Here is a 22,666-nt window from a genome sequence, read left to right as displayed (position 1 = left end):
TCGGCGGCCGGGGCCTTCGGGCCCCGGCCGTCGCCGTTTCCGCAGGCTGCGACAATCTCCGGCGTGACCCGGTACGCGCTGCTCCTCGCCCCCTCCGCCAACCGCGTCTACGCCGACGCGGCGGCCCGGCTGGCGCGCGCCGAACTGGCCGTGTTCGCCGGCTCCGGTGTGCTCGACGTCGTACCGGCTGACGCGGAGGTGACCGGGATCGGCGGCGTGGAGTACCTGGCGTTCACCGCCCCCGGGCCGGGGCTCGGCGAGCGGGACGTGGCCCACCTGGCGAACCTGTCGGCGGCGTACGCGCTGTTCGAGCGGGTGGGTGATGACCTGCTGCGGCCGGTGCCGCTGCGCCCGCTGGCCCGGTACGACTCCGACCTGATCACCATCCCGAAGTACGCCGGCAAGACCAACGAGCAGTTCACCCGGCTGCTGCTCAACGTCACAGTGCTCGCCTCCGCCGCCGCGCCGCGGATGCTGGACGGGCCGGTGGTGGTGCTGGACCCGCTCTGCGGCCGGGGCACCACGCTCAACCAGGCGCTCATGTACGGCTACGACGGCATCGGCATCGAGCGTGACAGTCAGGACGTGGAGGCGTACGCGGCGTTCCTGCGTACCTGGCTGCGCCGTAAGCGGCTCAAGCACACCACCGAGTCGACGTCGGTGCGCCGGGACCGCAAGCTGGTGGCCCGGCGGTTCGAGGCGGTGCTCGCGCCGTCGCGGGACGAGCACCGGGCCGGGGCCACCCAGCGGGTCACCGTGCTGAACACCGACACCACCCGGGCCCGCGAGGCGTTGCGCCCGCGCTGCGCGGACGTGATCGTCACCGACGCGCCGTACGGGGTGGCGCACGGCAGCCGTACCGGTCAGGGGTTGTCCCGCAGCCCGCTGGAGCTGCTCACCGCCGCCGTGCCGGTGTGGCGGGAGCTGCTGCGCCCGGGTGGCGCGCTGGGGCTGTCCTGGAACACCCACGTGGCACCCCGGGCGCAGGCGGAGGCGGTGCTGGCCGACGCCGGGCTGCGGGTGCTCGACGGCCCCGGCTTCGGTGACTTCGCCCACCGGGTCGACCAGGCGATCGAGCGGGACGTGCTGGTGGCGGTCGCGCCTTAATCGCGTGCCCGGGGTACGCGGCAGGCGTACCGTTGCTCGCCGTGTATACCGGAACCGCACTGTTCGACCTGTTGCTCCCGGGTGACTCCCGGTCCCTGAAGGCCAAGCGGTCCTACGTCCGGCCGATCGTCGCCGCGTTGCGCAAGTTCGAGGTCTCCGCCGCCGAGGTCGGCGCGCTGGACCTGCACGGGCGGGCCGAGATCGGGGTGGCCGTGGTGGCCGCCGAGCCGGCCCACGTCCGCGAGGTGCTCGACTCCTGCGAGCGCCTGGTCGCCGCCCGTCCGGAGACCGAGCTGCTGTCGGTGCGCCGTCGACTGCACGGTGAGGACGACTGAACGGCGCGTCGCGCGGCAGTCCGCCCGTGCCGCGTGAGGTCCGGTGGGACGCGGGTAGTGTTCTTCTGCGTTGGGCGGTCGGACCCGGCGGCGCCGACGCGCCCGCCGTCTACGGCCGACGGTCCGGGTCGTACGCCGATCCGGCGCCGTCATCGGTACAGGTGATCCCGGAGGTGGGGACATGACGGATCAGGCAAAGGTTCGCCGGCACGCGGAGCGCATCCGGGAACTCGTCGCGTCGGTGGTGCGCAGCCAGATCAAGGACCCCCGGCTCGGCATGATCACGATCACCGACGCCCGGATCACCGCCGACCTGCGTGACGCCACCGTCTTCTACACCGTGCTCGGCGACGCGGCGGCCCAGGCGAGCACCGCCGCCGCGCTGGAGAGCGCCAAGGGCATGCTGCGCAGCACCGTCGGCAAGGCGCTCGGGCTGCGGCACTCGCCGACGCTGACGTTCGTCCTCGACGACGTGCAGGACCAGGTCAAGCACATCGACGACCTGCTGGCGGCCGCGCGTACCGCCGACGCCGAGGTGCAGCGGCTGGCCGCCCGGGCCTCGTACGCGGGCGACGCCCAGCCGTACCGGGTCGAGGACGACGAGGACGCCGCTGACGACGACGAGCCGGCCGCCGACGACGAGCCGCGCGACGGCGACCGCCGGTGACCGAGGTCGCGGCAATGGGTCGTGCGCCGGCCGGCCCGGCCGAAGCCGACTGGGCGGCGGCCGTCGCGGCGGTACGTGACCTTCCCGCCGACGCGCGGGTGCTGCTGATCTGCCACGTGAACCCGGACGGGGACGCGCTGGGCAGCATGCTCGGCTTCGCGCTGGGGCTGCGCCGGCTCGGCGTACGCGATCTCCAGGCCACGTTCCCCGGCCCGGCCGAGGTGCCCGAGCCGTTCCGCTGGATGCCCGGCGTGGAGCTGCTGGTGCCGCAGGACGACGCGTACCCGGATCCCGACCTGGTGATCTGCTTCGACGCGGCGAGCGAGTCGCGGCTGGGTGACCTGGTGGGCCGGCTGGCCACGGCCGGCGCGTCGCTGGTGCTGGACCACCACGCCTCGAACACCGGCTTCGGCCGGATCAACCTGGTCGACCCGCATGCCGCTGCCACCTCGGTGGTCGCGCTGGAGCTGCTGGACCGGCTCGGCGTGACGCTGGACGCGGAGATGGCGACCGGGCTCTACGTCGCGCTGACCACCGACACCGGCTCGTTCCGTTTCGAGGCGACCACGCCGGCCGTGCACGAGATGGCCGCCCGCCTGGTGGCCACCGGCATCCGGCCCGGCGACATCTCCCGGCGGGTCTTCGACACCCGCCCGTTCGGCGCTGTCCGCCTCTTCGGCGAGGTGCTCGGCCGGGCCACGCTGGAACCGGCGGCCGCCGCCGGGCACGGGCTCGTCTGGACGTACGCGACCCACGACGACCTGGCCCGCCACGACCAGCCGGCGTACGTGCTGGAGGCGCTCATCGACTCGGTCCGGTGCACCGAGGAGGCGGACGTGAGCTGCGTGATCAAGCAGTCGGGCGAGGCCGAGTGGGCGGTGTCGCTGCGCAGCAAGGGCGCGGTGGACGTGAGCGCGGTGGCGGTGGCGCTGGGTGGTGGCGGGCACCGGTTCGCGGCCGGTTTCACCGGGCGGGGCGCGCTCGACGAGCTGGTCGGACGGATCCGCGCCGAACTCGCCACCGCGACGCTGGTAGCCCTTTAGAAGCGGAATTGCGCCGAAATTTCCGCCGCGCCGAGGTGCGGCGGCGATCAATAGTGTGAGCTGATCGGCGGCTTTTCCAGCGATTACGAGGCGTGCCAGCCTTTCCGCCGTGCGTGACGCTGGGGACAATCGGGTGATGGATCATCCCCGTGAGCTCACCGTCGAGGCGACCCGGGCCTGGGACCGGCCGGTCGTCTCCGTGCCGGTGCTGATCTGCCTGTCCCTGGTCGGCGGTCAACTTCCGTCCTTCTCGACCGCGGCCAACCTCTACATCCTCACCACCGGTGGGGGGTTGATCTGGGTCGGCCTGAGCAATCGGGTGCCCCGGCGTCCGGCGCCGCGCAGGCTGCCGCCTGTCGCGCTCTGGTGGCTGGTGCCGGTGACAGTCTTCGGGGTCTTCGAGGGGGCGACGTTCATGGCGGCGGCGGGTGACGACTTCCCCACCCTCTCCCGGCTGGCCGATCCGTTCCTGGAGGACAGCGTGATCCGCTCGGCGGCCTGGTTCGCGTGGCTGTCCACGTTCTGGGGACTGGTGCGCCGATGATGCGGGCACTGGCGATCGGCGGGTTCGGAGTCTCGATCGTGCTGTTCGCGGTCGTCGAGTGGGCGGCGCGCCGGGAGGGGTCGCGGATCCCGTCGCTGGCCGATGTCTGCGCCTTCGTGATGCGGTACGAGGTGGGCCCGGTGCCGGTCGGGCGGATCGGTCTGTTCGGTTTCTGGTGGTGGCTGGGCTGGCACTTCCTGGCCCGCTGACCACCCCTGCCGGGCCGGGACGATGACGTTGATCTTTCCGCATTTCGGGAACAGTGGGCAGCATCTGGAAAGTGAACGTTAATTTGGGTGCGGGACCGGCGCTTCGCGGCGCTGGTCACGGGCGGTGGTGCCGCACCCGGCCTCGCCTCCCTCCAGGGTCAGACCGACCCGGGCTCCCGCTGCCAGGCGAGCCGCTCCGGTGATCCCGGACCGCTGCCGGGCGCTCAGCCGCCGACGACTCCCGTCGCGGCGCGATCAGTGGTCGCGCCGAGCCGGAGCGCCGGGCGCCCGTAGGGCCACCGTGTCCCGGTGGTCCGCACCCTGGAAGGACCTCACATGCCCAGCAAGCGCAAGCCGCAGACCGAGACCACCACCGACGAGGCGCGCGAGCAGATGCGCCGCGCGCTGCAGACCTCGATGGACACCCGTCAGTGACGTACGCCGTCCGGCGGTGACGCCGGCCGGGCCCGAGGACCACACCCGGCCCGACGCCGACGTCACCGCCGCTCGGGGCGCATCGCCGCCCCGCACGCCGCTACCGTCGTCCGGTGCGACGCCTCCTCGTGGTCGGCAGCTCCGGCGCCGGCAAGAGCACGCTCGCCGGTGAACTGGCCCGGCGACTCGACCTACGCGAAGCCGCGCTCGCCGAGCACGCTCCCGGACTGCCGGTGCGGCGGCTGCGCGGGCGGCGCGACACCGCCCGGTTCCTGGCCGACGTGAGTAAGTAGTCCGCTGCCTTGTGCACCTTACCGGGGGCGTGCCAGGATCGGCGGCGATGAGCACGACTGCCGCCCCCGCCACCGCCGCCACACCCCGGCGGATCGCCGCGCTCGCGCTGCCCGCCCTCGTGGTGCTGGCCGCCGAGCCGCTCTACGTCCTGGTCGACACCGCGGTGGTCGGTCATCTCGGCCGGGTGCCGCTGGCCGCGCTCGCCGTCGGCGGCACCGTCATGACGCTCACCGCGTGGGTCGGCACCGTCGTCGCGTACGGCACCACCGGGCGCTCGGCCCGCCGCTTCGGGGCGGGGGACCGGGCCGCCGCGGTGGCCGAGGGCGTGCAGGCGTCCTGGCTCGCGCTGGCAACCGGAGTGCTGGTGGCGATCGCTCTCGGGATCGGCGGGGGCGCGCTGGCGCGTACCCTCGTCGGCGGCCCCGGCGAGGTGGCCGACGCCGCCGCCGGATGGCTGCGGGTCGCGGCGCTCGGCGCGCCCGGCCTGCTGCTCGCCGCCGCCGGCAACGGCTGGCTGCGCGGCATCCAGGACACTCGCCGGCCGCTGCTGTTCGTGCTCGGCCCGAACCTGCTCTCCGCGGTGCTCTGCCCGCTGCTGGTCTATCCGGCCGGGCTCGGGCTGGTCGGCTCGGCGGTGGCGAACGCGATCGCGCAGACGCTCTCCGGCGTCCTGTTCGCGGGCGCGCTGGTGCGCGAGCGGGTCTCGCTGCGGCCCCGGCCCCGCGTGATCGGGCAGCAGCTCGTGCTCAGCCGCGACCTGCTGGTGCGTGGTGTCGCGTTCCAGGCCAGCTTCCTGTCCGCCACAGCCGTAGCGGCCCGCTTCGGCGCCGCCGCGGTGGGCGCGCACCAGATCGCCCTGCAACTGTGGTTCTTCACGGTGCTGGTGCTCGACGCCCTGGCCATCGCCGCGCAGTCGCTCGTCGGCGCCGCGCTCGGCGCCGGCGACGTGGCCGGCGCGCGGTTCCTGGCCCGCCGCGTCGCGCTGCTCGGCGGGCTGTGCGGCGTGGCGTTCGCGGTGCTGATCGCCGCCGGCGCCGGCGTGGTGCCGTCGTGGTTCAGCTCCGATCCGCAGGTACGCGAGCAGGCCATGACCGCCTGGCCCTGGTTCGTCGCGCTCCAGCCGATCGGCGGCGTGGTGTTCGCGCTCGACGGGGTGCTGATCGGCGCGGGCGACGTGCGCTACCTGCGCAACCTCACCATCGTGTGCGCGTTCGGCGGATTCCTGCCGGCGATCTGGCTGGCCTACGGGCTCGAACTCGGGCTGGGCGGGATCTGGGCCGGGCTGACGCTGTTCGTGGTGCTACGGCTGGCCGGCCTGCTGCTGCGGATGCGCTCGGGCGCGTGGGCGGTCGTCGGCGCGGTGCGCTGACGCCGGTCAGCAGGGCTTGAACGAGCCGGGACCGCCCATCCACGGCTCGACCACGAAGAAGCCCTCTTTGAGCCGGGAGCAGTTGACGTTGTTCGTGCTCGACTTCGCGGAGATCAGCCAGAGGCCGCGTTGCGTCGCCGGCAGATCCTCGGGCTGGAAGATCTCCCAGACCACCTGGTCGCGGATGCTGGCGATCCCCGCCGGGCCCGGTGTCGTCCGCGGGATGTCGAACGCGTACATCCAGACGTACCTGGTGGTGATCCGCAGGCTCGGTTCGCCGTCCTCGGCGGTGAACACCTCGTAGCTCATCTCGCCCCGGACCCGGATCTCGTCCACATCGGCCTGGGAGTCGATCCGGGTGGCGTAGTGCACGAACGACTGGTCGTCGAAGTGCCGGCGCAACTGGGTGCGGGAGTCCGGCGCCAGCAGCGCCAGGAACGGCTCCGCGTCACCGACGCGCATGGACAGGCCGAGCCGGGCCTGGACCAGCGCGGCCCGGACCTGGGTCAGCGCCGCGGCCACCTCACGGGCGGTGAACGGCGGCTGCGCCGTGGCCGGCGGCAGGACGATCCCGGCCTCACCCACCGCGAAGTCCGCACCGGCGGTGCCCACGAACAGGTCGCGCGGCTCGCCCACCTGGCTGAGCGGAGCCGGAGACGGGCTGGCCTCGGCCGAGGCCGCGGCGGCGGTGCCGGACCGCACCCGGTCGACTGTGACCCGGCCGAGCACGGCCGTGCCGCCGATCAGCACCAGGGCGAGCACCACCACGAAGGCGACGCGGCGCTTGCCGCGCTGCCGGGACCAGACCATGCGGAAGCGCTCGGCACGCGTCAGCGGGACGTCCGCGTCCGCGCCGGTCATCCAGCTCGGCAGCTGGATCTCCTCGCCCCGGGAGGCGACGGCGTAGGGATCCGGCTCGGGTGGGGTGGTCCCGGGTTCGGTGCTCATGCGGCGTTCCAGAGGGGGTGCAGGGGCAGGGGGTGCATGATCATTGCACCCGGCCGCCGATCCCGCTGTCCCTTTTCCGTGCCGGTCAGATCCGCCCCTGCCGGATCGCCCACGCGAGGTAGAGCATGCCGACGACCAGCAGCGTCGCGGTCACCAGGACGAACACGAAGGACCCGATCGCGGCCACCGTGGGGTGCCGCTCGCCGAACCGGGTCCGGCCCTGCCATGCCCACATCCGGCGGCGCGCCGCCGCCAGTGCCGGCACGCCGTCGAGCAGGCCGGACAGGCGGCGGCCGAGGGTGCGGCGGGGCGGTTCCGGATTGCGCATCCAGTCCGGCAGGTCGACCCGGGCGCGGTGCGGTGGCGGGGGTGGGGCGTCGCTCATCGGAGGCTCCTACCGCGGGGTGGCGTGGTGAGGCGGGCGGGTCAGCAGGTGTCCGGCAGGTCGACGGTCTTGTCGGGGTCGAAGACCGCGTCCGGGTCCGGGTCGGCCGGCCCGCCGAACGAGGGCTTGCCGAGCGCCAGCAGCCCCTTGTCCAGGGCGGCGCAGTCGATGTTGGAGGCGTACGAGTCGGCACGCTCGATCCACAGCCCCGCGGAGGCGGTGGTCACGTCGGCCGGGTGCGGCATGCTCCACTTCACCGTGTCGTGGACCACCACGACGCCGTCGCCCGGGGTGGGGCTGGTGGTGGGGAACGCGTACGCCCAGACGAAGTTCGTGGTCACCTCCAGGATGCGGATGCCGTCCCGGTCCTTCGTCGCCCGGTAGCTGATCCGGCCCTTGACCCGGGGCTGGTCGTCGGTGAGCCGGGCGCCGGGAGCGAGCCGGGTCGCGTAGGTGCCCGCCTCGCCGGTGGGGAAGTCGTCGCGTACACCGGCCCGCGCGTCCGGGGCGAACTGGCGGACCAGCCGCTCCGGGTCCTTCGCGGTGAAGAACGTGCGGTCCAGCCGGGCGGTGATCAGCGCCTTGCGTACCTTGGCCAGCGCGTCGGCCACCTGCTTCTCGCTGAACGCGCCGGTCCGCTTGGCCCGGGGCAGCGCGATCCCGGCCGCGCCCTCCGGGAACCCGGCCGCCGGGGTGCCGTCGAACGGGCCGGCGGCCGGTGGCGGCGAGGCCGACGAGGACGCCTGCTCGCCGACCGGCGGGCTGACCGTCGGGTGTTCGGCGGCCGGCTCGCGCCAGCGCTGGAAGCCCTGGTAGCCGAGGCCCCCGACGAGCCCGAAGAACGCGAGCAGCGCCAGCACGACCACGCCGCCGAGCAGCTTGCCGGAGTGCCCGCCGAGCGCGATCCGCAGGCGGTCGCCGCGACCCGGCTCGACCTCGGGCGCGGGCTGGCGCAGCCACTCGGGCACCCGTCCCAGCGTGTCCTCCGACGGGCGATCGGTGACGTGGGGGTCGGGGACGGAGCGGTGATCGGTCATCGGACTTCCCGGGCAGACGGGGCGGGGGCGCACGATCTTGACACCCCGCCGAAGCAGGGCGGTATCCCCCGCAGGGAGGATCGGCGCCGTCTGGCAGGCTTGGCGGTCGTGAGCACAGACGGTCTGATCGTGGTCGACAAGCCCGGCGGCATGACGTCGCACGACGTCGTGGCCCGCATCCGGCGGCTGGCGCGTACCCGCCGCGTCGGCCACGGCGGCACGCTCGACCCGATGGCCACCGGCGTCCTCGTGATCGGGGTGGGCCGGGCGACCCGGCTGCTCACGTACGTGATCGGCGCCGGCAAGAGCTACGCCGCGACGATCCGGCTGGGACAGTCCACCGTCACCGACGACGCCGAGGGCGAGGTGGTCGCCACCACCCCGGCCGGCGCGGTCACCGACGACGGGGTACGCGCCGCGCTGGCCGCCCTCACCGGCGAGATCGACCAGGTGCCCAGCGCGGTCAGCGCCATCAAGATCGACGGACAGCGGGCGTACAAGCGGGTCCGCGACGGCGAGACGGTCGAGCTGCCCGCCCGCCGGGTCACCGTCTCCCGGCTGGAGGTGCGGGCCATCCGCCGGGACATCCCGGACGTCGTGGATGTGGACGTGGACGTGACCTGCTCGTCCGGGACGTACATCCGGGCCCTGGCCCGCGACGCGGGGGCCGCGCTGGGCGTCGGCGGTCACCTCACCGCGCTGCGCCGCACCGCCGTCGGCGGGTTCACGCTCGCCGAGGCGGCCACGCTCGACCAGTTGGAGCAGCGCGCGCCGGACGTGGTGAACCTGCCGCTGGACGCCGCCGCCGCGCGGTTCTTCCCGCGCCGGGACGCCACCGCCGACGAGACCCGGGTGCTCTCCCACGGCGGGCCGCTGACCCCGGCCGGGATCACCGGGCCGTACGCGGTCTTCGACCCGGCGGGCGGGCTGATCGCTATCGTCAGCGAGCGGGACGGGCGGGCCCGCGCGGAGATCGTGCTGGCCCCGGCCTGAACGGCGCGTGGGCGGACAGGGGAGGAACGGCATGCAGCGGTGGCGGGGGTACGAGGCGGCGCCCGGCGGCTGGGGACGCTCGGTCGTCACCATCGGCGTCTTCGACGGCGTGCACCGGGGGCACCAGGCCACCATCGGGCACACCGTGGCGCGCGCCCGGGAACTGGGCGTCAAGTCGGTGGTGGTGACGTTCGACCCGCACCCGGCCGAGGTGGTGCGCCCGGGCTCGCACCCGGCGGTGCTCACCGAGCCGGCGCGCAAGGCCGAGCTGATCGAGGGGCTCGGCGTGGACGTGCTCTGCGTGGTGCCGTTCACAGTCGAGTTCTCCCGGCTGCCACCCGAGGCGTTCGTGCACGACGTCCTGGTCGAGCACCTGCACGCCGCGCTCGTGGTGGTCGGCGACAACTTCCGGTTCGGGCACCGGGCGGCCGGTGACGTGCCGCTGCTGGAACGGCTCGGCCGCACCTTCGGCTTCGCGGTGGAGGGCGCGCCGCTCGTCGCCGAGGCGGGGACGGTCTTCTCCTCCACGTACATCAGGTCCTGCGTCGACGCGGGCGACGTGGGCGCGGCGGCGGCGGCGCTCGGCCGCCCGCACCGGGTCGAGGGCGTGGTGGTCCGCGGCGACCAGCGCGGACGTGAGCTGGGTTACCCCACCGCCAACCTGCTGACCCACCGGCACGCGGCGGTGCCCGCCGACGGGGTGTACGCGGCCCGCCTGGTGCGCCGCGACGGCGAACCGCTCGCGGCGGCGGTGTCGATCGGCACGAACCCGACGTTCTCCGGCCGGGAACGGCGGGTGGAGGCGTACGCGCTGGACTTCAGCGGCGACCTGTACGGCGAGCGGCTGGCCCTGGACTTCGTGGCGCACCTGCGCGAGCAGCGGACGTACGACGCGATCGAGCCGCTGGTGGCCCAGATGGCCGAGGACGTGGAGCGCACCCGCCGGGCGGTGCCCTGACCCGCGTGGCGACCTTGACCGGCCGTCCGGACCGAGGGCTGGTAGGCTGGCGGAGACGTCGGCTGACCGACGGGGGCCTCGCGTGCCTGCACGACGCCGCGGGTGCGAGGAACCGGTCCGTTGCACCGGTCACCACGACCGCTCCGGACCTCATCGAATGACCCACGAAACAGGGAGAACATGGCGCTCGACCAGGAAGCCAAGGCCAAGATCCGCCAGGAGTACGCGACCGCCGAGGGCGACACCGGCTCGCCCGAGGTGCAGGTCGCGGTCCTGACCAAGCGGATCGCGGAGCTCACCGAGCACCTGAAGGTGCACAAGCACGACCACCACAGCCGCCGTGGGCTGCTGCTGCTGGTCGGCCGGCGCCGCCGGCTGCTGAACTACGTCCAGAAGAAGGACATCAACCGCTACCGGTCGCTCATCGAGCGGCTCGGCCTGCGCCGATGACCTGACGGGGGAGTGGCCGCCTGGCTGCTCCCCCGTTGCAGTACCACCGAAGAACCCGGCCGCGCGACACCCGAAGAGGGAGCCGGTCAGCACCGGTCTCCGGTAGTGGCCCCCGGGAACCCCGGCACGACGCCGGCCTCCCCGGGCGCTTCGATCGAAGACCGGCCGCCTGAGCAGTTCCCGTGTCGTCGGCCGACGACGCGAAGGAGCACCACAGCACATGACCGAGACCAACCTCGGCACCGAATCCCGCACCGCGGTGATCGACAACGGGGCCTTCGGCACCCGTGAGATCACCTTCTCCACCGGCCGCCTGGCCCGCCAGGCCGCCGGCTCCGTCGTCGCCCAGCTGGGCGAGACGGTCGTCCTCTCCGCGACCACGGCCGGCAAGCAGCCGCGCGAGTCGTTCGACTTCTTCCCGCTGACGGTGGACGTCGAGGAGCGGATGTACGCCGCGGGCCGGATCCCCGGCTCGTTCTTCCGCCGCGAGGGCCGGCCCAGCGAGGACGCCATCCTCACCTGCCGGCTGATCGACCGGCCGCTGCGCCCGTCGTTCGTCAAGGGCCTGCGCAACGAGGTCCAGGTCGTCGAGACCGTGCTGGCGCTCGACCCGCAGCACCCGTACGACGTGGTGGCGATCAACGCCGCGTCGATGTCGACCAAGCTCTCCGGCCTGCCGTTCTCCGGCCCGATCGGCGCGACCCGGGTCGCGCACGTCGACGGCCAGTGGGTCGCCTTCCCGACGCTTGAGGAGCTGGAGCGGGCCACCTTCGACATGGTCGTGGCCGGCCGCACCCTTGCCGACGGCGAGGTCGCGATCATGATGGTCGAGGCCGAGGCCACCCCGAACGCCGTGACCCTGATCTCGGGCGGCGCCACCGCGCCGACCGAGGAGATCGTGGCCAGCGGCCTGGAGGCCGCCAAGCCGGCCATCCGTGAGCTGTGCCGGGCGCAGAGCGAGCTGGCCGAGGTGGCCGCCAAGCCGGTCGCCGAGTTCCCGGTCTTCCTGGACTACTCCGACGACGCGTACGACGCGGTGGCCGACGTGGCCCGCGCCGACGTCGCCGAGGCGCTGAAGATCGCCGGCAAGGCTGACCGCGAGGAGGCCCTGGACCGCATCAAGGCCAAGGTCGCCGAGCAGCTGACCGGTCGGTTCGAGGGTCGCGAGAAGGAGCTGTCCGCCGCGTTCCGTTCGCTGACCAAGTCCGAGGTCCGCAACCGGGTGCTGCGCGAGCAGGTCCGCATCGACGGCCGCGGCCCGCGTGACATCCGTCCGCTGTCCGCCGAGGTCGGCGTGCTGCCGCGGGTGCACGGCTCGGCGCTGTTCGAGCGCGGCGAGACCCAGATCCTGGGCGTCACCACGCTGAACATGCTGCGCATGGAGCAGATGGTGGACACGCTGTCCCCGGAGAACCGCAAGCGCTACATGCACAACTACAACTTCCCGCCGTACTCGACCGGTGAGACCGGCCGGGTCGGCTCGCCGAAGCGGCGCGAGATCGGCCACGGCGCGCTCGCCGAGCGGGCGCTCCTCCCGGTGCTGCCCTCGCGCGAGGAGTTCCCCTACGCCATCCGGCAGGTCTCCGAGGCGCTCAGCTCCAACGGCTCCACCTCGATGGGTTCGGTCTGCGCCTCGACGCTGGGCCTGCTCTCGGCCGGTGTGCCGCTGAAGGCGCCGGTCGCCGGCATCGCCATGGGCCTCATCTCCGACGAGGTCGACGGCAAGACCCAGTACGTGACGCTGACCGACATCCTCGGCGCCGAGGACGCGTTCGGCGACATGGACTTCAAGGTCGCCGGCACCCGGGACTTCGTCACCGCGCTCCAGCTCGACACCAAGCTGGACGGCATCCCGTCGGACGTGCTGGCCGCCGCGCTCCAGCAGGCGCACGAGGCCCGGCAGACCATCCTCGACGTGATGCAGCGGGCCATCGAGGCGCCGGCCGAGATGTCGGACTACGCGCCGCGGGTCACCACCGTGAAGATCCCGGTCGACAAGATCGGCATGGTGATCGGCCCGAAGGGCCAGACCATCAACGCGATCCAGGACGAGACCGGCGCCGAGATCTCCATCGAGGACGACGGCACGATCTACGTCGGCGCGACCAACGGGCCGGCGGCCCAGGCCGCTGTGGACCGGATCAACGGGATCGCCAACCCGACGCTGCCCAAGGTCGGCGAGCGGTTCCTCGGCACCGTGGTGAAGACCGCCGCGTTCGGCGCCTTCATCTCGCTGCTGCCCGGCCGCGACGGCCTGCTGCACATCTCCAAGGTGGGCGACGGCAAGCGGGTCGAGAAGGTCGAGGACTTCCTCAACGTCGGCGACAAGGTCGAGGTGGAGATCGCGGACATCGACGCCCGCGGCAAGATCTACCTGGACAAGATCCGTCCGGAGGGCGCCGAGGCGCCGGCCGCCGGTGAGGCCGCCGGTGGCGACCGTCCGTCGGGCGGCCGGGACCGCGGCGGCGACCGCGGCCCGCGTGACCGCGGCGACCGGGGCGGGGAGCGTGGCGAGCGCCGCTCCGAGGGTGGCGAGCGCCGCTCCGAGGGTGGCGAGGGCGGCGGCGACTCCCGTCCGCGTCGCCGGACCCGGCACAGCTGATCCACCGACCGGCCCGGGTGACGTCCGCGTCACCCGGGCCGGCCCACGGCTCCAGGTCGCCTGCGCGAACTGGAGCCGTCGTACGTCCCGCCGTTCCTCGTCATCCGGAGAGCAGGTTCTCGTGAGTTCGTCAGTCGCCTCCACGGGACGGGGGACGGCACCGACCGGACCCGGCGCAGCGGCCCGCGCGGTCACCCGGACGCTCAGCGACGACCCGCTCGGCGGCACCGTCCGCCGTACCGTGCTGCCCAGCGGGCTGCGGGTGCTCACCGAGGCGATCCCGGCGATGCGCAGCGTGTCGTTCGGCATCTGGGTGGCGGTCGGCTCGCGCGACGAGACCGGCCCGCAGGCCGGCGCCGCGCACTTCCTGGAGCACCTGCTGTTCAAGGGCACCAACAAGCGCAGCGCGCTGGAGATCTCGTCCCAGATCGAGGCGGTGGGCGGCGAGACCAACGCGTTCACCACGAAGGAATACACCTGCTACTACGCGCGGGTGCTGGACGAGGACCTGCCGCTGGCCATCGACGTGATGTGCGACCTGGTCGCCGACTCGGTGCTGACCCCCGCCGACGTGGAGACCGAGCGCGGCGTCATCCTCGAAGAGATCGCCATGCACGACGACGAGCCCGGCGACGAGGTGCACGACCTGTTCGCCCGCGCCGTCTACGGCGACCACCCGCTGGGCCGGCTCATCTCCGGCACCGAGGAGACGGTCACGCCGATGACCCGGCGGCAGATCCAGGGCTTCTACCGCCGCCGCTACACCGCGCCGCAGATCGTGATCGCCGCCGCCGGCAACCTCGACCACGCGACGGTGGTCAAGCTGGTCCGGCAGGCGGTGCGCGGCACCCCGCTGGACACCGACCCGGCGGGGCCGGCGACGCACCGCCCGGCCACCCCGGCGGTACGCACCAAGCCGGCCACCACGCTCGTCGAGCCGAAGGAGACCGAGCAGGCGCACGTCGTGCTCGGCTGCCCGGCCATCGACCGCACCGACGAGCGGCGCTTCGCCCTCGGCGTACTGAACAACGTGCTCGGCGGCGGCATGTCCAGCCGGCTGTTCCAGGAGATCCGGGAGCAGCGCGGCCTCGCGTACTCGGTCTACTCCTACGCCAGCCAGTACGCCGACAGCGGTGTGTTCGCCGTCTACGCCGGTTGCGCTCCGGGCAAGGTGGACGAGGTGCTGCACCTGACCCGCGCCGAGCTGGCCCGGGTCGCCGCCGAGGGGATCACCGAGGCGGAACTGGCCCGGGGCAAGGGGATGAGCAAGGGCTCGTTCGTGCTCGGGCTGGAGGACACCGGCTCGCGGATGAGCCGGCTCGCCAAGGGCGAGCTGCTCTACGGCAACCTGATGCCGGTGGACGACCTGCTGGCCCGGGTGGACGCGGTCACCCTCGACGACGTGAACACGCTCGCCGCCGAGCTGCTCGGCCGGCCGATGTCCCTCGCCGTGGTGGGCCCGTTCGACTCCGGCAGTTTCACGGTCACGGGCTGAGCGCCGTACCGGTCCGCCGGACCGCGCGCCGGGCGCTGGGATAGGTTGTGGCCCGTGACTGAGCAGCAGAACACGGTGGCCCGGGTCGGCGTGCTGGGCGCCCGGGGCCGGATGGGCATGGAGGTCTGCAAGGCGGTCGACTCCGCCGCCGACCTGGACCTGGTGGCGGCCGTCGACCAGGGTGACGACCTGGCCACCGTGGCGCAGGCGGGCGCCGAGGTGGTCGTCGACTTCACCACCCCCGACGCGGTCATGGACAACCTGCGCTGGTGCGTCGAGAACGGCGTGCACGCGGTGGTCGGCACCACCGGCTTCACCGAGCAGCGGCTCGACCAGGTACGCGAGTGGCTGGCCGGGCGTCCCGGCGTGGGCGTGGTGATCGCCCCGAACTTCGGCATCGGCGCGGTGCTGATGATGCAGTTCGCCGCGCGCGCGGCCCGGCACTTCGAGTCGGTCGAGATCATCGAGCAGCACCACCCGCGCAAGCTGGACGCACCGAGCGGCACCGCCACCCACACCGCCCGGCTGATCGCCGCGGCCCGCGCCGACGCCGGGCTGGGGCCCGTGCCGGACGCGACCCGCGACGAGGTGACCGGCGCCCGAGGCGCCGACATCGACGGGGTACGCGTGCACGCGGTACGCGCCACCGGCCTGGTCGCCCACCAGGAGGTGCTGTTCGGCACCACCGGTGAGACGCTGACCATCCGGCACGACTCGTACGACCGGGTCTCGTTCATGCCCGGCGTGCTGCTCGCGGTCCGCGAGGTGGGCCGCCGGCCCGGTCTCACAGTCGGCTTGGACGCCCTGCTCGACTGACCCGCCGGGGAGCCGCCCCGTGGCCCGCTGCGGGAAACCGTTTTGCCTGGTCGGGGGCGGCGACCTAGGCTGCTTCCCATGATCGATTCCGGGCATTCCGACCGCACCGGCCGCCGGGTGACGCTGCGGCCGGTGGACGACGACAACTGGCGGGCCGTGGCGGACGTCGCCCCGCGTGACGACCAGCGTGCCTTCGTGGCCGCGCTGGCCGCCCGCTACCTGCTGCTCACCGAGCGCTCGGACGTCTGGAACTCGCTGGCCGTCTACGCCGACGAGACTGTCGTCGGGCACGTCATGTGGGGCGTGGACGACGACGGGTCGCGCTGGATCGGCGGCATGGTGATCGACGCCGCCGAGCAGGGCCGTGGCCTGGGCCGCGCCACGGTGCGGACGCTCGCCGACTGGCTCGCCGAGGCGGGCGAGCCGATCCGCCTGAGCTACCACCCCGACAACAAGCCCGCCGCCGCCCTCTACACCGCCCTGGGCTTCCACCCCACCGGCGCCATGGAGGACGACGAGCTGGTAGCCGAACTCCGCCCCTCGGCCTGACCCCCGCGCCAACCCCGTTGATCATGAGGTTGGCGGCGTTTTCGATCTGGCCGCCGCCAACTTCATGATCGACCGCATCGGGGCGGGTGGGGTGGCGGTCCTGCCCCGTGCCGGGACCGCCGGCCCACCCACGTGAGTGGTGGACCGGCGACCGGGCGGGAACTCATCGGTCGGCTGAAGGATTTTCCTCGGCGGATTCCGGGACTGCCACGTGGAAGCGGAGCTGGGGGACGAGCATGTCGTCCACGTCCAGCGCGCGGGTCGCGCCGTCCGCCTCCCAGCCGGTCGAGCCGAGGAAGTCGCGGGTCGCCGTGTCGGCGTCGAACGCCCACGCCACCGCCCGGGTCAGGCCGTCGGCGCGCCAGTGCTCGACCGCCGCGGCGAGCAGCCGGCTGCCGTGCCCGCGTCGCCCCCACCTGGGCTCCACCAGCAGATCGGTCACCGCCGCGACGCCCGCCGCGAGCGCCTCGGCCGGCTCGCCGGGAGCGAGCGCCTCGGCGTCGGCCGGACCGGAGGCGATGAACCCCACCAGATAGGATTGCGCCGCCTGTTCGACGGCGACCAGCACCCGGTGCGCGCCCGAGGGCGGCTCCTGCACCGCGGCGCTCCACTGCCGGGCGAGGTACGCCTCGTCCAGGTTGTCGAGCACGTGCCGGGGCAGGATCCGGCGGTACGCGACCCGCCAGGTCGCGAGCTGGACGCGTGCGATCTCGCCGGCGTCCTCGGGACGCGCGGGCCGGACGTAGCCTGCAGCCATGGCACGTGAGCCTACGCAGGGCGAGGAGGGTGACGGTGGCGCAGGGTGCCGGGCGCACGATCACGCAGGCCGTCGCCGTGGCGGCGCTCGCCGCGGCGGTCACCGTGTTCCTGTCCGTGGCGGCTGTGCGGCACGGCTTCTTCGACCTCCAGGTCTACTACGGCGCGCTCACCTACTGGGCGCGTGACGGCGGCGAGATCTACGACTTCCTGCGGTCCGGCACCCAGTACGGCTTCACCTACCCGCCGTTCGCCGCGCTGGTGATGCTGCCCATGGCGTACCTGCCGTGGAGCGCCGCGATCGTGGTGAGCGTGACGCTGACGGTGCTGGCGAGCGCCGTGGTGATCTGGCGGCTGCTGGACCCGGTCGCCCGCCGCTCCGGCTGGACCCGCTGGTTCGCCCTCGCCGTCGCGCTCTGCCTGGCCGCCGCGTACGAGCCGATGCGGGAGACGGTCAACTTCGGCCAGGTCAACATGCTGCTGCTGTTCCTGGTGGCGGTGGACCTGCTGTGGCTGCTGCCGGCGCGCAGCCGCTGGGCGGGTGTGGGCATCGGCCTGGCCACCGCGATCAAGCTGACGCCCGGCATCTTCATCGTCTACCTGCTGGTCACCGGCCGCTGGCGGGCCGCGCTGACCACTGTCGGCACGGCCGCCGTCGCCACGCTCGTGGCCGCCGGTCTCTTCCCGGACGCCTCCCGCGAGTTCTGGACCGAGGCGCTGTGGAACACCGACCGGGTCGGCGAGCTGGCGTTCGTCTCCAACCAGTCGCTGCGCGGGGTGGTGGCCCGGCTCGACCCGCAGCACCCGAGCACGATCGCCTGGCTGCTGCTCGTACTCGTGACGCTCGTGGTGTGGGCGTGGCGGTCGCGGGCGGCGGTGGCCGCCGGCGACGAGGCCACCGGCCTGGCCCTGACCGGCGCCGTGATGTGCCTGGTCAGCCCGGTCACCTGGGTGCACCACCTGGTCTGGCTGCTGCCCGGGCTGATCCTGCTGGTGGACAACGGCATGGCGGCGCCCGCCCGCAGCCGGCGACGCCGTCTGCTGCTGGCCGCCGCGTTGATCGGGTACGCGCTGCTGTGCAGCCGGATCGTCTGGTCCTGGGAGAAGGACTTCACCGGCGTGGACGGCTTCCTCGGCAGCAACACGTACGTGTGGATCAGCCTGGCGCTGCTGCTCGGGCTGCCGATCCGCCGCTGGCTCACGCCGACGGGCGGCGCGCGTCCCGGCGGTGACGCGCCGGCCGGGTCAGCTTCCGGCGATGTACCGCAGCTCGCGGAGCAGGATCGGGGCGCGTCCGCCGGACAGCGGCACCGGATAGGTGGACTCCTCACCGTCCGGTAGGTGCCCGGCCCGCTCGTAGAAGCGGCGCGCCCGGGCGTTGTCGGCGAGCACCCAGAGCCGGTACCCGGTCCAGCCCCGCTCGGCCAGGCCGTCGCGGGCCGCCGCGAGCAGCGTCCGCGCGACGCCGGAACCCCAGTGCGCGGGCTCCAGGTAGATCGCCACCAGCTCGCCGTGGGCCGGGTCGAGGTCGTCGCGGTCCTGGTTGTTCCGGTACGGCCCGAACGTGGTGAAACCGACGATTGTCCCGCCGGTCTCGGCGACGAGCGTGGTGAACGGGTGCTCCGGGTCGGCGGTGCCGAGGTCGCGGCGGCGCTGGGCCCAGGCACGCGGGTTCAGCCGGGTCAGCACCTCCGCGGGCATGATCCCGGCGTAACCGGCCTGCCAGCCGTGGACGTGCACCCGGGCGATCGCCTCGGCGTCGTCCGGTTCCTCCCGGCGAATGGTGAGCACCTGTCCGTTCTATGCCCCGGCGGGCGATCGGTCCAGCCGCCGCTCCCGCCCGGCGCGTCCGGCATTGTGTCGGACCGCTGGATTAGGGTCGCCGACGATGGCCGAATCGCTCTCCCTCGCCCAGGCCCGCCGGGTGGCCCTGGCCGCACAGGGCTTCGCCGACCCGGCGCCCACCGGCGTGCCCACCCGGCGGCATCTGCGCCGGGTGCTCGACCGGGTCGGGCTGATCCAGATGGACTCGGTGAACGTGCTCCAGCGGGCGCACTACCTGCCGCTCTACAGCCGGCTCGGGCCCTACCCGACCGAGCTGCTGGACACCGCCGCCTACCGCCGCCCGCGTGAGCTGTTCGAATACTGGGCGCACGAGGCGTCGCTGGTGCCGGTCGGGCTGCACCCGGCGCTGCGCTGGCGGATGGCGAAGGCCCGCGACGAGGCGTGGGGCGGCATGCGCCAGATCGCCGAGGAGCAGCCCGGGCTGCTCGCCTGGGTCCGCGACGAGGTGGCCGCCCGGGGCCCGCTGACCGCCGCCGAGATCGAGCACGACGCGCCTCGCGAGACCGGCAACTGGGGCTGGAACTGGTCCGTCGTGAAGCGGGCGCTGGAGTTCATGTTCTGGGCCGGCGAGGTCGCCGCCGCCGACCGCACCAACTCGTTCGCCCGCCGCTACGACCTGCCCGAGCGGGTGCTCCCGGCCGCCGTGCTGGACGCGCCCACCCCGACCGACGCCGAGGCGTACCGGGCTCTCGTCTCGATCGCGGCCCGGTCGCTCGGCGTGGCGGCCGAGCCGGAGCTGCGCGACTACTTCCGGCTGCCGGTGGCCGGTGCGCGGCAGGCGGTGGCCGAGCTGGTCGAGGCGGGCGAGCTGACCCCGGTCACGGTGCAGGGCTGGCGGCATCCCGCCTATCTGCACGCCGACGCCCGGATGCCCCGCTGGGTACGCGGGAACACCCTGGTCAGCCCGTTCGACCCGCTGGTCTGGGAGCGGGCGCGCACGGAGCGGCTGTTCGGCTTCACCTACCGGATCGAGATCTACGTGCCGGCGCCGAAGCGGGTGTACGGCTACTACGTGTTGCCGTTCCGCCAGGGCGAGCGCTTCACCGCCCGCGTCGACCTCAAGGCGGACCGGAAGGCTGGCGTGCTGCTGGTGCCGGCGGCCTGGGTCGAGCCCGGTGCCGACCCGGGGGAGACCGCTGTGGCGCTCGCCGCCGAGCTGTACCGGCTGGCCGGCTGGCTCGGCCTGGACGCGGTCGCCCCGCCGGCGGCCGGCGATCTGGCGGCGCCGCTGGCCGCCGCGCTGGTGGGCGTGGCGGGTGTACGGTGAGCGCGTGACGAGCGTTGACCGGCCTGCCACCGAGCCCGACCCGCACGCCCACAGTGAGCCGCATGTTCACGCCGGGCCGCACGCTCCCGACGGGCCGTGGCAGGGGCCGTACCCGGTCGCGTACCAGCCGGTCGAGACCGACCGGTTCACCCGCATGGTCCTGCGCCTGCACGCCCGCGCCCCGCGCTGGGCGGTGCCGCTGGCCGCGCTCGGCTGCGTCGTCCTCGGCCTGGCGTACGCGCTGATCAGCAACCCGACCCAGAGCGACCCGGACGCCCGCCCGACCTGCCTGCTCAAGCTCACCACCGGGCTCGACTGCCCGGGCTGCGGCGGCACCCGCGCGCTCTGGTACGTGCTGCACGGCGACCTGCCGGCCGCCGCCCGCCACCACTTCCTGTTCGTGTTCGCGCTGCCGTTCCTGACCTGGCTCTTCGTGGCCTGGGCCGGCAACCGGGCGTTCGGCTGGAAGCTGCCGGAGCCGCGGTTCAGCCCCAAGGCCATCGGGTTGTTCCTGGCCGCCTGGGGTGTCTTCTCGGTGGCCCGTAACCTGCCCTGGGCGCCCTTCACCTCGCTCTACGTCTAGCCTCCCGCCGGACGCGGTTGGTCGCGTACCGCACCGGCGGCTTCACCGACGCTGTCGCACCACTCCCGCTAGTCGGAATCGATGTCCCGAAAGGTGGGACGAGGGGAGATCTTGGAAGCGTAGCGCCCCCATAGGGGCCTTCTCCTACCAAGATCCCCAGATCTGGAGCGGCGGCGCTGCCGCGTGCCCGATTTCCTCGCCGGGCGCGGGCCAACTACAGTCCCAGGAATGCCGGAGATGGTGCAGCCCCAGGTCAAGTTGATCGCGTGGACCCAGTTCCAGGCGCCGGAAGAGGTGCCCTGGTCCACCGACGCCGACGGCGGGCAGGCGCTCGCCGAGTTCGCCGGCCGGGCCTGCTACCAGAGCTGGAAGAAGCCGAACCCGGCGACCGCCACCAACGCGGGTTACCTGGCGCACATCCTGGAGGTCGGCCACCTGAGCGTGCTGGAGCACGGCTCGGTGAGCTTCTACTTCAGCGGCGTGTCGCGTTCGTTCACGCACGAGCTGATCCGGCACCGGCACTTCTCCTACTCGCAGCTCTCCCAGCGGTACGTGCCGGAGCGGGACGCGGCGATGGTCGAGCCGTCGGTGATCGCCGACGACCCGGAGCTGCACAAGAAGTTCGTCGAGGCCACCGACGCGGCGGTGCGGGCGTACACCGAGTTGCTGGAAGGGCTGGAGGCCCGCTTCACCGACGAGCCCAACCCGACGCTGCGCCGCAAGCAGGCGCGCCAGGCGGCGCGGGCGGTGCTGCCGAACGCGACCGAGACCCGGATCGTGGTGACCGGCAACTACCGGGCGTGGCGGCACTTCGTCAAGATGCGCGCCACCGAGCACGCCGACGTGGAGATCCGCGAGCTGGCGGTGGAGTGCCTGCGGCAGCTCAAGGGTGTCGCGCCGAACGTCTTCGCCGATTTCGAGATCTCCACCCTGCCCGACGGCACCGAGGTGGCGGCCTCCCCGTACGCCGAGTGACTCGTCACCCTTCGCCGCCGGGCCACCGGTGGTCGTCCGCTAGGTTGTGAGCATGACGCACGACCACTCCACCGACCCGGGCCAGGGCGCGTCGCGCCCGTTCGGGCGTGTGATGACGGCCATGGTTACCCCGTTCACGCCGGACGGCGGGCTGGACCTGGACGGCGCCGTCCGGCTGGCCGAATACCTCGTGGACGAGCAGAGCAACGACGCGCTGGTCCTCAACGGCACCACCGGCGAGTCCCCGACCACCACCGACGCGGAGAAGGAGTCGCTGATCCGCGCCGTGGTCGAGGCGGTCGGCGACCGGGCCCGGATCGTCGCCGGGGTGGGCACCAACGACACCCGGCACACCGTCGAGCTGGCCGCACAGGCCGAGAAGGCCGGCGCGCACGGCCTGCTGGTGGTGACGCCGTACTACAACAAGCCGCCGCAGGCCGGGCTGCTGCGTCACTTCACCACCGTCGCGGACGCCACCGGCCTGCCGGTCATGGTCTACGACATTCCGCACCGCTCCGGTGTGGCGATCGCCACCGAGACGCTCGTGAAGCTGGCCGAGCACGGCCGGATCGTCGCCGTCAAGGACGCAAAGGGCGACCTGTTCGCCACCGCGGAGGTGCTCAGCCGCACCGACCTGGCCTACTACAGCGGCGAGGACGCGCTCACGCTGCCGCTGCTGTCGGTCGGCGCGGTCGGCGTGGTCGGTACCTCCACCCACTTCACCGGCGCGCTGACCAAGCAGATGATCGACGCGTTCGTGGCGGGCGACAACGCCGGCGCGCTCGCGCTGCACCGGCAACTGCTGCCGCTCTACACCGGCATCTTCCGCACCCAGGGCACGATCCTGGTCAAGGCGGGTCTCGCGGCCCAGGGCCGCCCGGCCGGCCCGGTGCGACCGCCGCTGGTGGACGCCACCGGCGACGAACTGGCCCAGCTGCGCGCCGACTGCGCCGCGGCGGGCCTGCCCCTGCCCGAATGAACAAACGACACGACGGACGCCGCGC

Annotated in this window: 25 protein-coding genes; 20 read left to right on the top strand and 5 right to left on the bottom strand. The window is 73.4% G+C overall.

The window, feature by feature from the left end; all coding sequences use genetic code 11:
• The first annotated feature begins 63 nt into the window (after positions 1 to 63).
• The 8 genes from AMK25_RS22045 (at position 64) to AMK25_RS22010 (ending at position 6,003) form a co-directional block, all read left to right on the top strand.
• A complete protein-coding gene (locus AMK25_RS22045; protein ID WP_073830282.1) occupies positions 64 to 1,107 on the top strand; it encodes a TRM11 family SAM-dependent methyltransferase in 1,044 nt (347 codons plus the stop codon).
• 41 nt (positions 1,108 to 1,148) lie between these two features.
• The gene (locus AMK25_RS22040) at positions 1,149 to 1,442 is read left to right on the top strand and encodes a DUF503 domain-containing protein (RefSeq protein WP_043325814.1); all 294 of its coding nucleotides are present in this window, start codon (positions 1,149 to 1,151) and stop codon (positions 1,440 to 1,442) included.
• A 181-nt stretch (positions 1,443 to 1,623) separates the two neighbouring features.
• A complete protein-coding gene (gene rbfA, locus AMK25_RS22035; RefSeq protein ID WP_073830281.1) occupies positions 1,624 to 2,109 on the top strand; it encodes a 30S ribosome-binding factor RbfA in 486 nt (161 codons plus the stop codon).
• 14 nt (positions 2,110 to 2,123) lie between these two features.
• Positions 2,124 to 3,152, top strand: coding sequence for a DHH family phosphoesterase (locus AMK25_RS22030; protein WP_073830280.1), 1,029 nt, complete (start codon positions 2,124 to 2,126; stop codon positions 3,150 to 3,152).
• 136 nt (positions 3,153 to 3,288) lie between these two features.
• Entirely contained in the window at positions 3,289 to 3,696 is a 408-nt protein-coding gene (locus tag AMK25_RS22025; RefSeq protein WP_073830279.1) for a hypothetical protein, read from the top strand.
• Positions 3,696 to 3,905: a DUF6186 family protein gene (locus AMK25_RS22020; protein WP_175438725.1), complete on the top strand. Its 210-nt coding sequence runs from the start codon at positions 3,696 to 3,698 to the stop codon at positions 3,903 to 3,905. The genes AMK25_RS22025 and AMK25_RS22020 overlap by 1 nt, the downstream gene beginning before the upstream one ends.
• A gap of 548 nt (positions 3,906 to 4,453) precedes the next feature.
• Positions 4,454 to 4,633: a hypothetical protein gene (locus AMK25_RS32465; protein ID WP_198937628.1), complete on the top strand. Its 180-nt coding sequence runs from the start codon at positions 4,454 to 4,456 to the stop codon at positions 4,631 to 4,633.
• Between the two features lie 47 nt (positions 4,634 to 4,680).
• A complete protein-coding gene (locus AMK25_RS22010; RefSeq protein WP_073830277.1) occupies positions 4,681 to 6,003 on the top strand; it encodes an MATE family efflux transporter in 1,323 nt (440 codons plus the stop codon).
• 6 nt (positions 6,004 to 6,009) lie between these two features.
• Here the strand turns inward: AMK25_RS22010 and AMK25_RS22005 are convergent, their stop codons facing one another.
• From AMK25_RS22005 to AMK25_RS21995, 3 genes are all read right to left on the bottom strand, one after another.
• Entirely contained in the window at positions 6,010 to 6,951 is a 942-nt protein-coding gene (locus AMK25_RS22005) for a hypothetical protein (RefSeq protein WP_073830276.1), read from the bottom strand.
• Between the two features lie 85 nt (positions 6,952 to 7,036).
• Positions 7,037 to 7,336 (bottom strand): hypothetical protein, encoded by a 300-nt coding sequence (locus AMK25_RS22000; protein WP_073830275.1) that lies wholly within the window; start codon positions 7,334 to 7,336, stop codon positions 7,037 to 7,039.
• Between the two features lie 41 nt (positions 7,337 to 7,377).
• Positions 7,378 to 8,373, bottom strand: a complete 996-nt coding sequence (locus tag AMK25_RS21995) for a hypothetical protein (RefSeq protein ID WP_073830274.1) — start codon at positions 8,371 to 8,373, stop codon at positions 7,378 to 7,380.
• Between the two features lie 108 nt (positions 8,374 to 8,481).
• Here AMK25_RS21995 and truB point away from each other — a divergent pair, with 108 nt between their 5' ends.
• The 7 genes from truB to AMK25_RS21960 all read left to right on the top strand — a co-directional run bounded on the left by truB (position 8,482) and on the right by AMK25_RS21960 (position 16,236).
• Positions 8,482 to 9,366, top strand: coding sequence for a tRNA pseudouridine(55) synthase TruB (truB, locus tag AMK25_RS21990; protein ID WP_073830273.1), 885 nt, complete (start codon positions 8,482 to 8,484; stop codon positions 9,364 to 9,366).
• A gap of 31 nt (positions 9,367 to 9,397) precedes the next feature.
• Positions 9,398 to 10,324: a bifunctional riboflavin kinase/FAD synthetase gene (locus tag AMK25_RS21985; RefSeq protein WP_073830272.1), complete on the top strand. Its 927-nt coding sequence runs from the start codon at positions 9,398 to 9,400 to the stop codon at positions 10,322 to 10,324.
• 180 nt (positions 10,325 to 10,504) lie between these two features.
• Entirely contained in the window at positions 10,505 to 10,774 is a 270-nt protein-coding gene (gene rpsO, locus AMK25_RS21980; RefSeq protein WP_013284678.1) for a 30S ribosomal protein S15, read from the top strand.
• Positions 10,775 to 10,994: 220 nt separating this feature from the next.
• The gene (locus AMK25_RS21975; protein ID WP_073830271.1) at positions 10,995 to 13,376 is read left to right on the top strand and encodes a polyribonucleotide nucleotidyltransferase; all 2,382 of its coding nucleotides are present in this window, start codon (positions 10,995 to 10,997) and stop codon (positions 13,374 to 13,376) included.
• Between the two features lie 121 nt (positions 13,377 to 13,497).
• On the top strand, positions 13,498 to 14,871 hold the full coding sequence (locus tag AMK25_RS21970) for a M16 family metallopeptidase (protein ID WP_073830270.1): 1,374 nt from the start codon (positions 13,498 to 13,500) through the stop codon (positions 14,869 to 14,871).
• A gap of 54 nt (positions 14,872 to 14,925) precedes the next feature.
• On the top strand, positions 14,926 to 15,687 hold the full coding sequence (gene dapB / locus AMK25_RS21965; RefSeq protein WP_073830269.1) for a 4-hydroxy-tetrahydrodipicolinate reductase: 762 nt from the start codon (positions 14,926 to 14,928) through the stop codon (positions 15,685 to 15,687).
• Positions 15,688 to 15,765: 78 nt separating this feature from the next.
• The gene (locus tag AMK25_RS21960; RefSeq protein WP_073830268.1) at positions 15,766 to 16,236 is read left to right on the top strand and encodes a GNAT family N-acetyltransferase; all 471 of its coding nucleotides are present in this window, start codon (positions 15,766 to 15,768) and stop codon (positions 16,234 to 16,236) included.
• 163 nt (positions 16,237 to 16,399) lie between these two features.
• On the opposite strand, the gene AMK25_RS21955 is transcribed toward AMK25_RS21960, so the two are convergent.
• On the bottom strand, positions 16,400 to 16,993 hold the full coding sequence (locus tag AMK25_RS21955; protein WP_073830267.1) for a GNAT family N-acetyltransferase: 594 nt from the start codon (positions 16,991 to 16,993) through the stop codon (positions 16,400 to 16,402).
• A gap of 35 nt (positions 16,994 to 17,028) precedes the next feature.
• Here AMK25_RS21955 and AMK25_RS21950 point away from each other — a divergent pair, with 35 nt between their 5' ends.
• Positions 17,029 to 18,333, top strand: coding sequence for a glycosyltransferase family 87 protein (locus AMK25_RS21950; protein ID WP_073830494.1), 1,305 nt, complete (start codon positions 17,029 to 17,031; stop codon positions 18,331 to 18,333).
• Here AMK25_RS21950 and AMK25_RS21945 read toward each other — a convergent pair.
• Positions 18,238 to 18,783 (bottom strand): GNAT family N-acetyltransferase, encoded by a 546-nt coding sequence (locus AMK25_RS21945; protein ID WP_073830266.1) that lies wholly within the window; start codon positions 18,781 to 18,783, stop codon positions 18,238 to 18,240. The genes AMK25_RS21950 and AMK25_RS21945 overlap by 96 nt on opposite strands.
• Before the next feature lie 97 nt (positions 18,784 to 18,880).
• Between AMK25_RS21945 and AMK25_RS21940 the strand changes: the two genes are divergently transcribed.
• The 4 genes from AMK25_RS21940 (at position 18,881) to dapA (ending at position 22,641) form a co-directional block, all read left to right on the top strand.
• A complete protein-coding gene (locus AMK25_RS21940) occupies positions 18,881 to 20,104 on the top strand; it encodes a winged helix-turn-helix domain-containing protein (RefSeq protein WP_073830265.1) in 1,224 nt (407 codons plus the stop codon).
• Positions 20,105 to 20,108: 4 nt separating this feature from the next.
• The gene (locus AMK25_RS21935) at positions 20,109 to 20,687 is read left to right on the top strand and encodes a DUF2752 domain-containing protein (RefSeq protein WP_443189920.1); all 579 of its coding nucleotides are present in this window, start codon (positions 20,109 to 20,111) and stop codon (positions 20,685 to 20,687) included.
• 237 nt (positions 20,688 to 20,924) lie between these two features.
• Positions 20,925 to 21,662 carry an FAD-dependent thymidylate synthase gene (thyX, locus tag AMK25_RS21930; RefSeq protein ID WP_064447262.1) on the top strand — a complete coding sequence of 246 codons (738 nt, stop codon included), beginning with the start codon at positions 20,925 to 20,927 and terminating at the stop codon, positions 21,660 to 21,662.
• A 52-nt stretch (positions 21,663 to 21,714) separates the two neighbouring features.
• Positions 21,715 to 22,641, top strand: coding sequence for a 4-hydroxy-tetrahydrodipicolinate synthase (gene dapA, locus AMK25_RS21925; protein ID WP_073830263.1), 927 nt, complete (start codon positions 21,715 to 21,717; stop codon positions 22,639 to 22,641).
• Positions 22,642 to 22,666: the final 25 nt, after the last annotated feature.

This window comes from Micromonospora sp. TSRI0369 (assembly GCF_001905625.1).
Lineage (GTDB): Bacteria > Actinomycetota > Actinomycetes > Mycobacteriales > Micromonosporaceae > Micromonospora > Micromonospora echinospora_A.
The sequence above is the reverse complement of the archived record's forward strand: the minus strand, read 5'-3'. Positions and strand labels throughout refer to the sequence as shown.

Bases quoted from the DNA above. Each gene is read 5' to 3' on its own strand.
- rbfA (WP_073830281.1), top strand. From the start codon at position 1,624: ATGACGGATCAGGCAAAGGTTCGCCGGCACGCGGAGCGCATCCGGGAA.
- AMK25_RS22030 (WP_073830280.1), top strand. From the start codon at position 2,124: ATGGGTCGTGCGCCGGCCGGCCCGGCCGAAGCCGACTGGGCGGCGGCC.
- AMK25_RS22025 (WP_073830279.1), top strand. From the start codon at position 3,289: ATGGATCATCCCCGTGAGCTCACCGTCGAGGCGACCCGGGCCTGGGAC.
- AMK25_RS22020 (WP_175438725.1), top strand. From the start codon at position 3,696: ATGCGGGCACTGGCGATCGGCGGGTTCGGAGTCTCGATCGTGCTGTTC.
- AMK25_RS22010 (WP_073830277.1), top strand. From the start codon at position 4,681: ATGAGCACGACTGCCGCCCCCGCCACCGCCGCCACACCCCGGCGGATC.
- AMK25_RS22005 (WP_073830276.1), bottom strand. From the start codon at position 6,951: ATGAGCACCGAACCCGGGACCACCCCACCCGAGCCGGATCCCTACGCC.
- AMK25_RS22000 (WP_073830275.1), bottom strand. From the start codon at position 7,336: ATGAGCGACGCCCCACCCCCGCCACCGCACCGCGCCCGGGTCGACCTG.
- AMK25_RS21995 (WP_073830274.1), bottom strand. From the start codon at position 8,373: ATGACCGATCACCGCTCCGTCCCCGACCCCCACGTCACCGATCGCCCG.
- AMK25_RS21985 (WP_073830272.1), top strand. From the start codon at position 9,398: ATGCAGCGGTGGCGGGGGTACGAGGCGGCGCCCGGCGGCTGGGGACGC.
- rpsO (WP_013284678.1), top strand. From the start codon at position 10,505: ATGGCGCTCGACCAGGAAGCCAAGGCCAAGATCCGCCAGGAGTACGCG.
- AMK25_RS21975 (WP_073830271.1), top strand. From the start codon at position 10,995: ATGACCGAGACCAACCTCGGCACCGAATCCCGCACCGCGGTGATCGAC.
- AMK25_RS21960 (WP_073830268.1), top strand. From the start codon at position 15,766: ATGATCGATTCCGGGCATTCCGACCGCACCGGCCGCCGGGTGACGCTG.
- AMK25_RS21955 (WP_073830267.1), bottom strand. From the start codon at position 16,993: ATGGCTGCAGGCTACGTCCGGCCCGCGCGTCCCGAGGACGCCGGCGAG.
- AMK25_RS21940 (WP_073830265.1), top strand. From the start codon at position 18,881: ATGGCCGAATCGCTCTCCCTCGCCCAGGCCCGCCGGGTGGCCCTGGCC.
- thyX (WP_064447262.1), top strand. From the start codon at position 20,925: ATGGTGCAGCCCCAGGTCAAGTTGATCGCGTGGACCCAGTTCCAGGCG.
- dapA (WP_073830263.1), top strand. From the start codon at position 21,715: ATGACGCACGACCACTCCACCGACCCGGGCCAGGGCGCGTCGCGCCCG.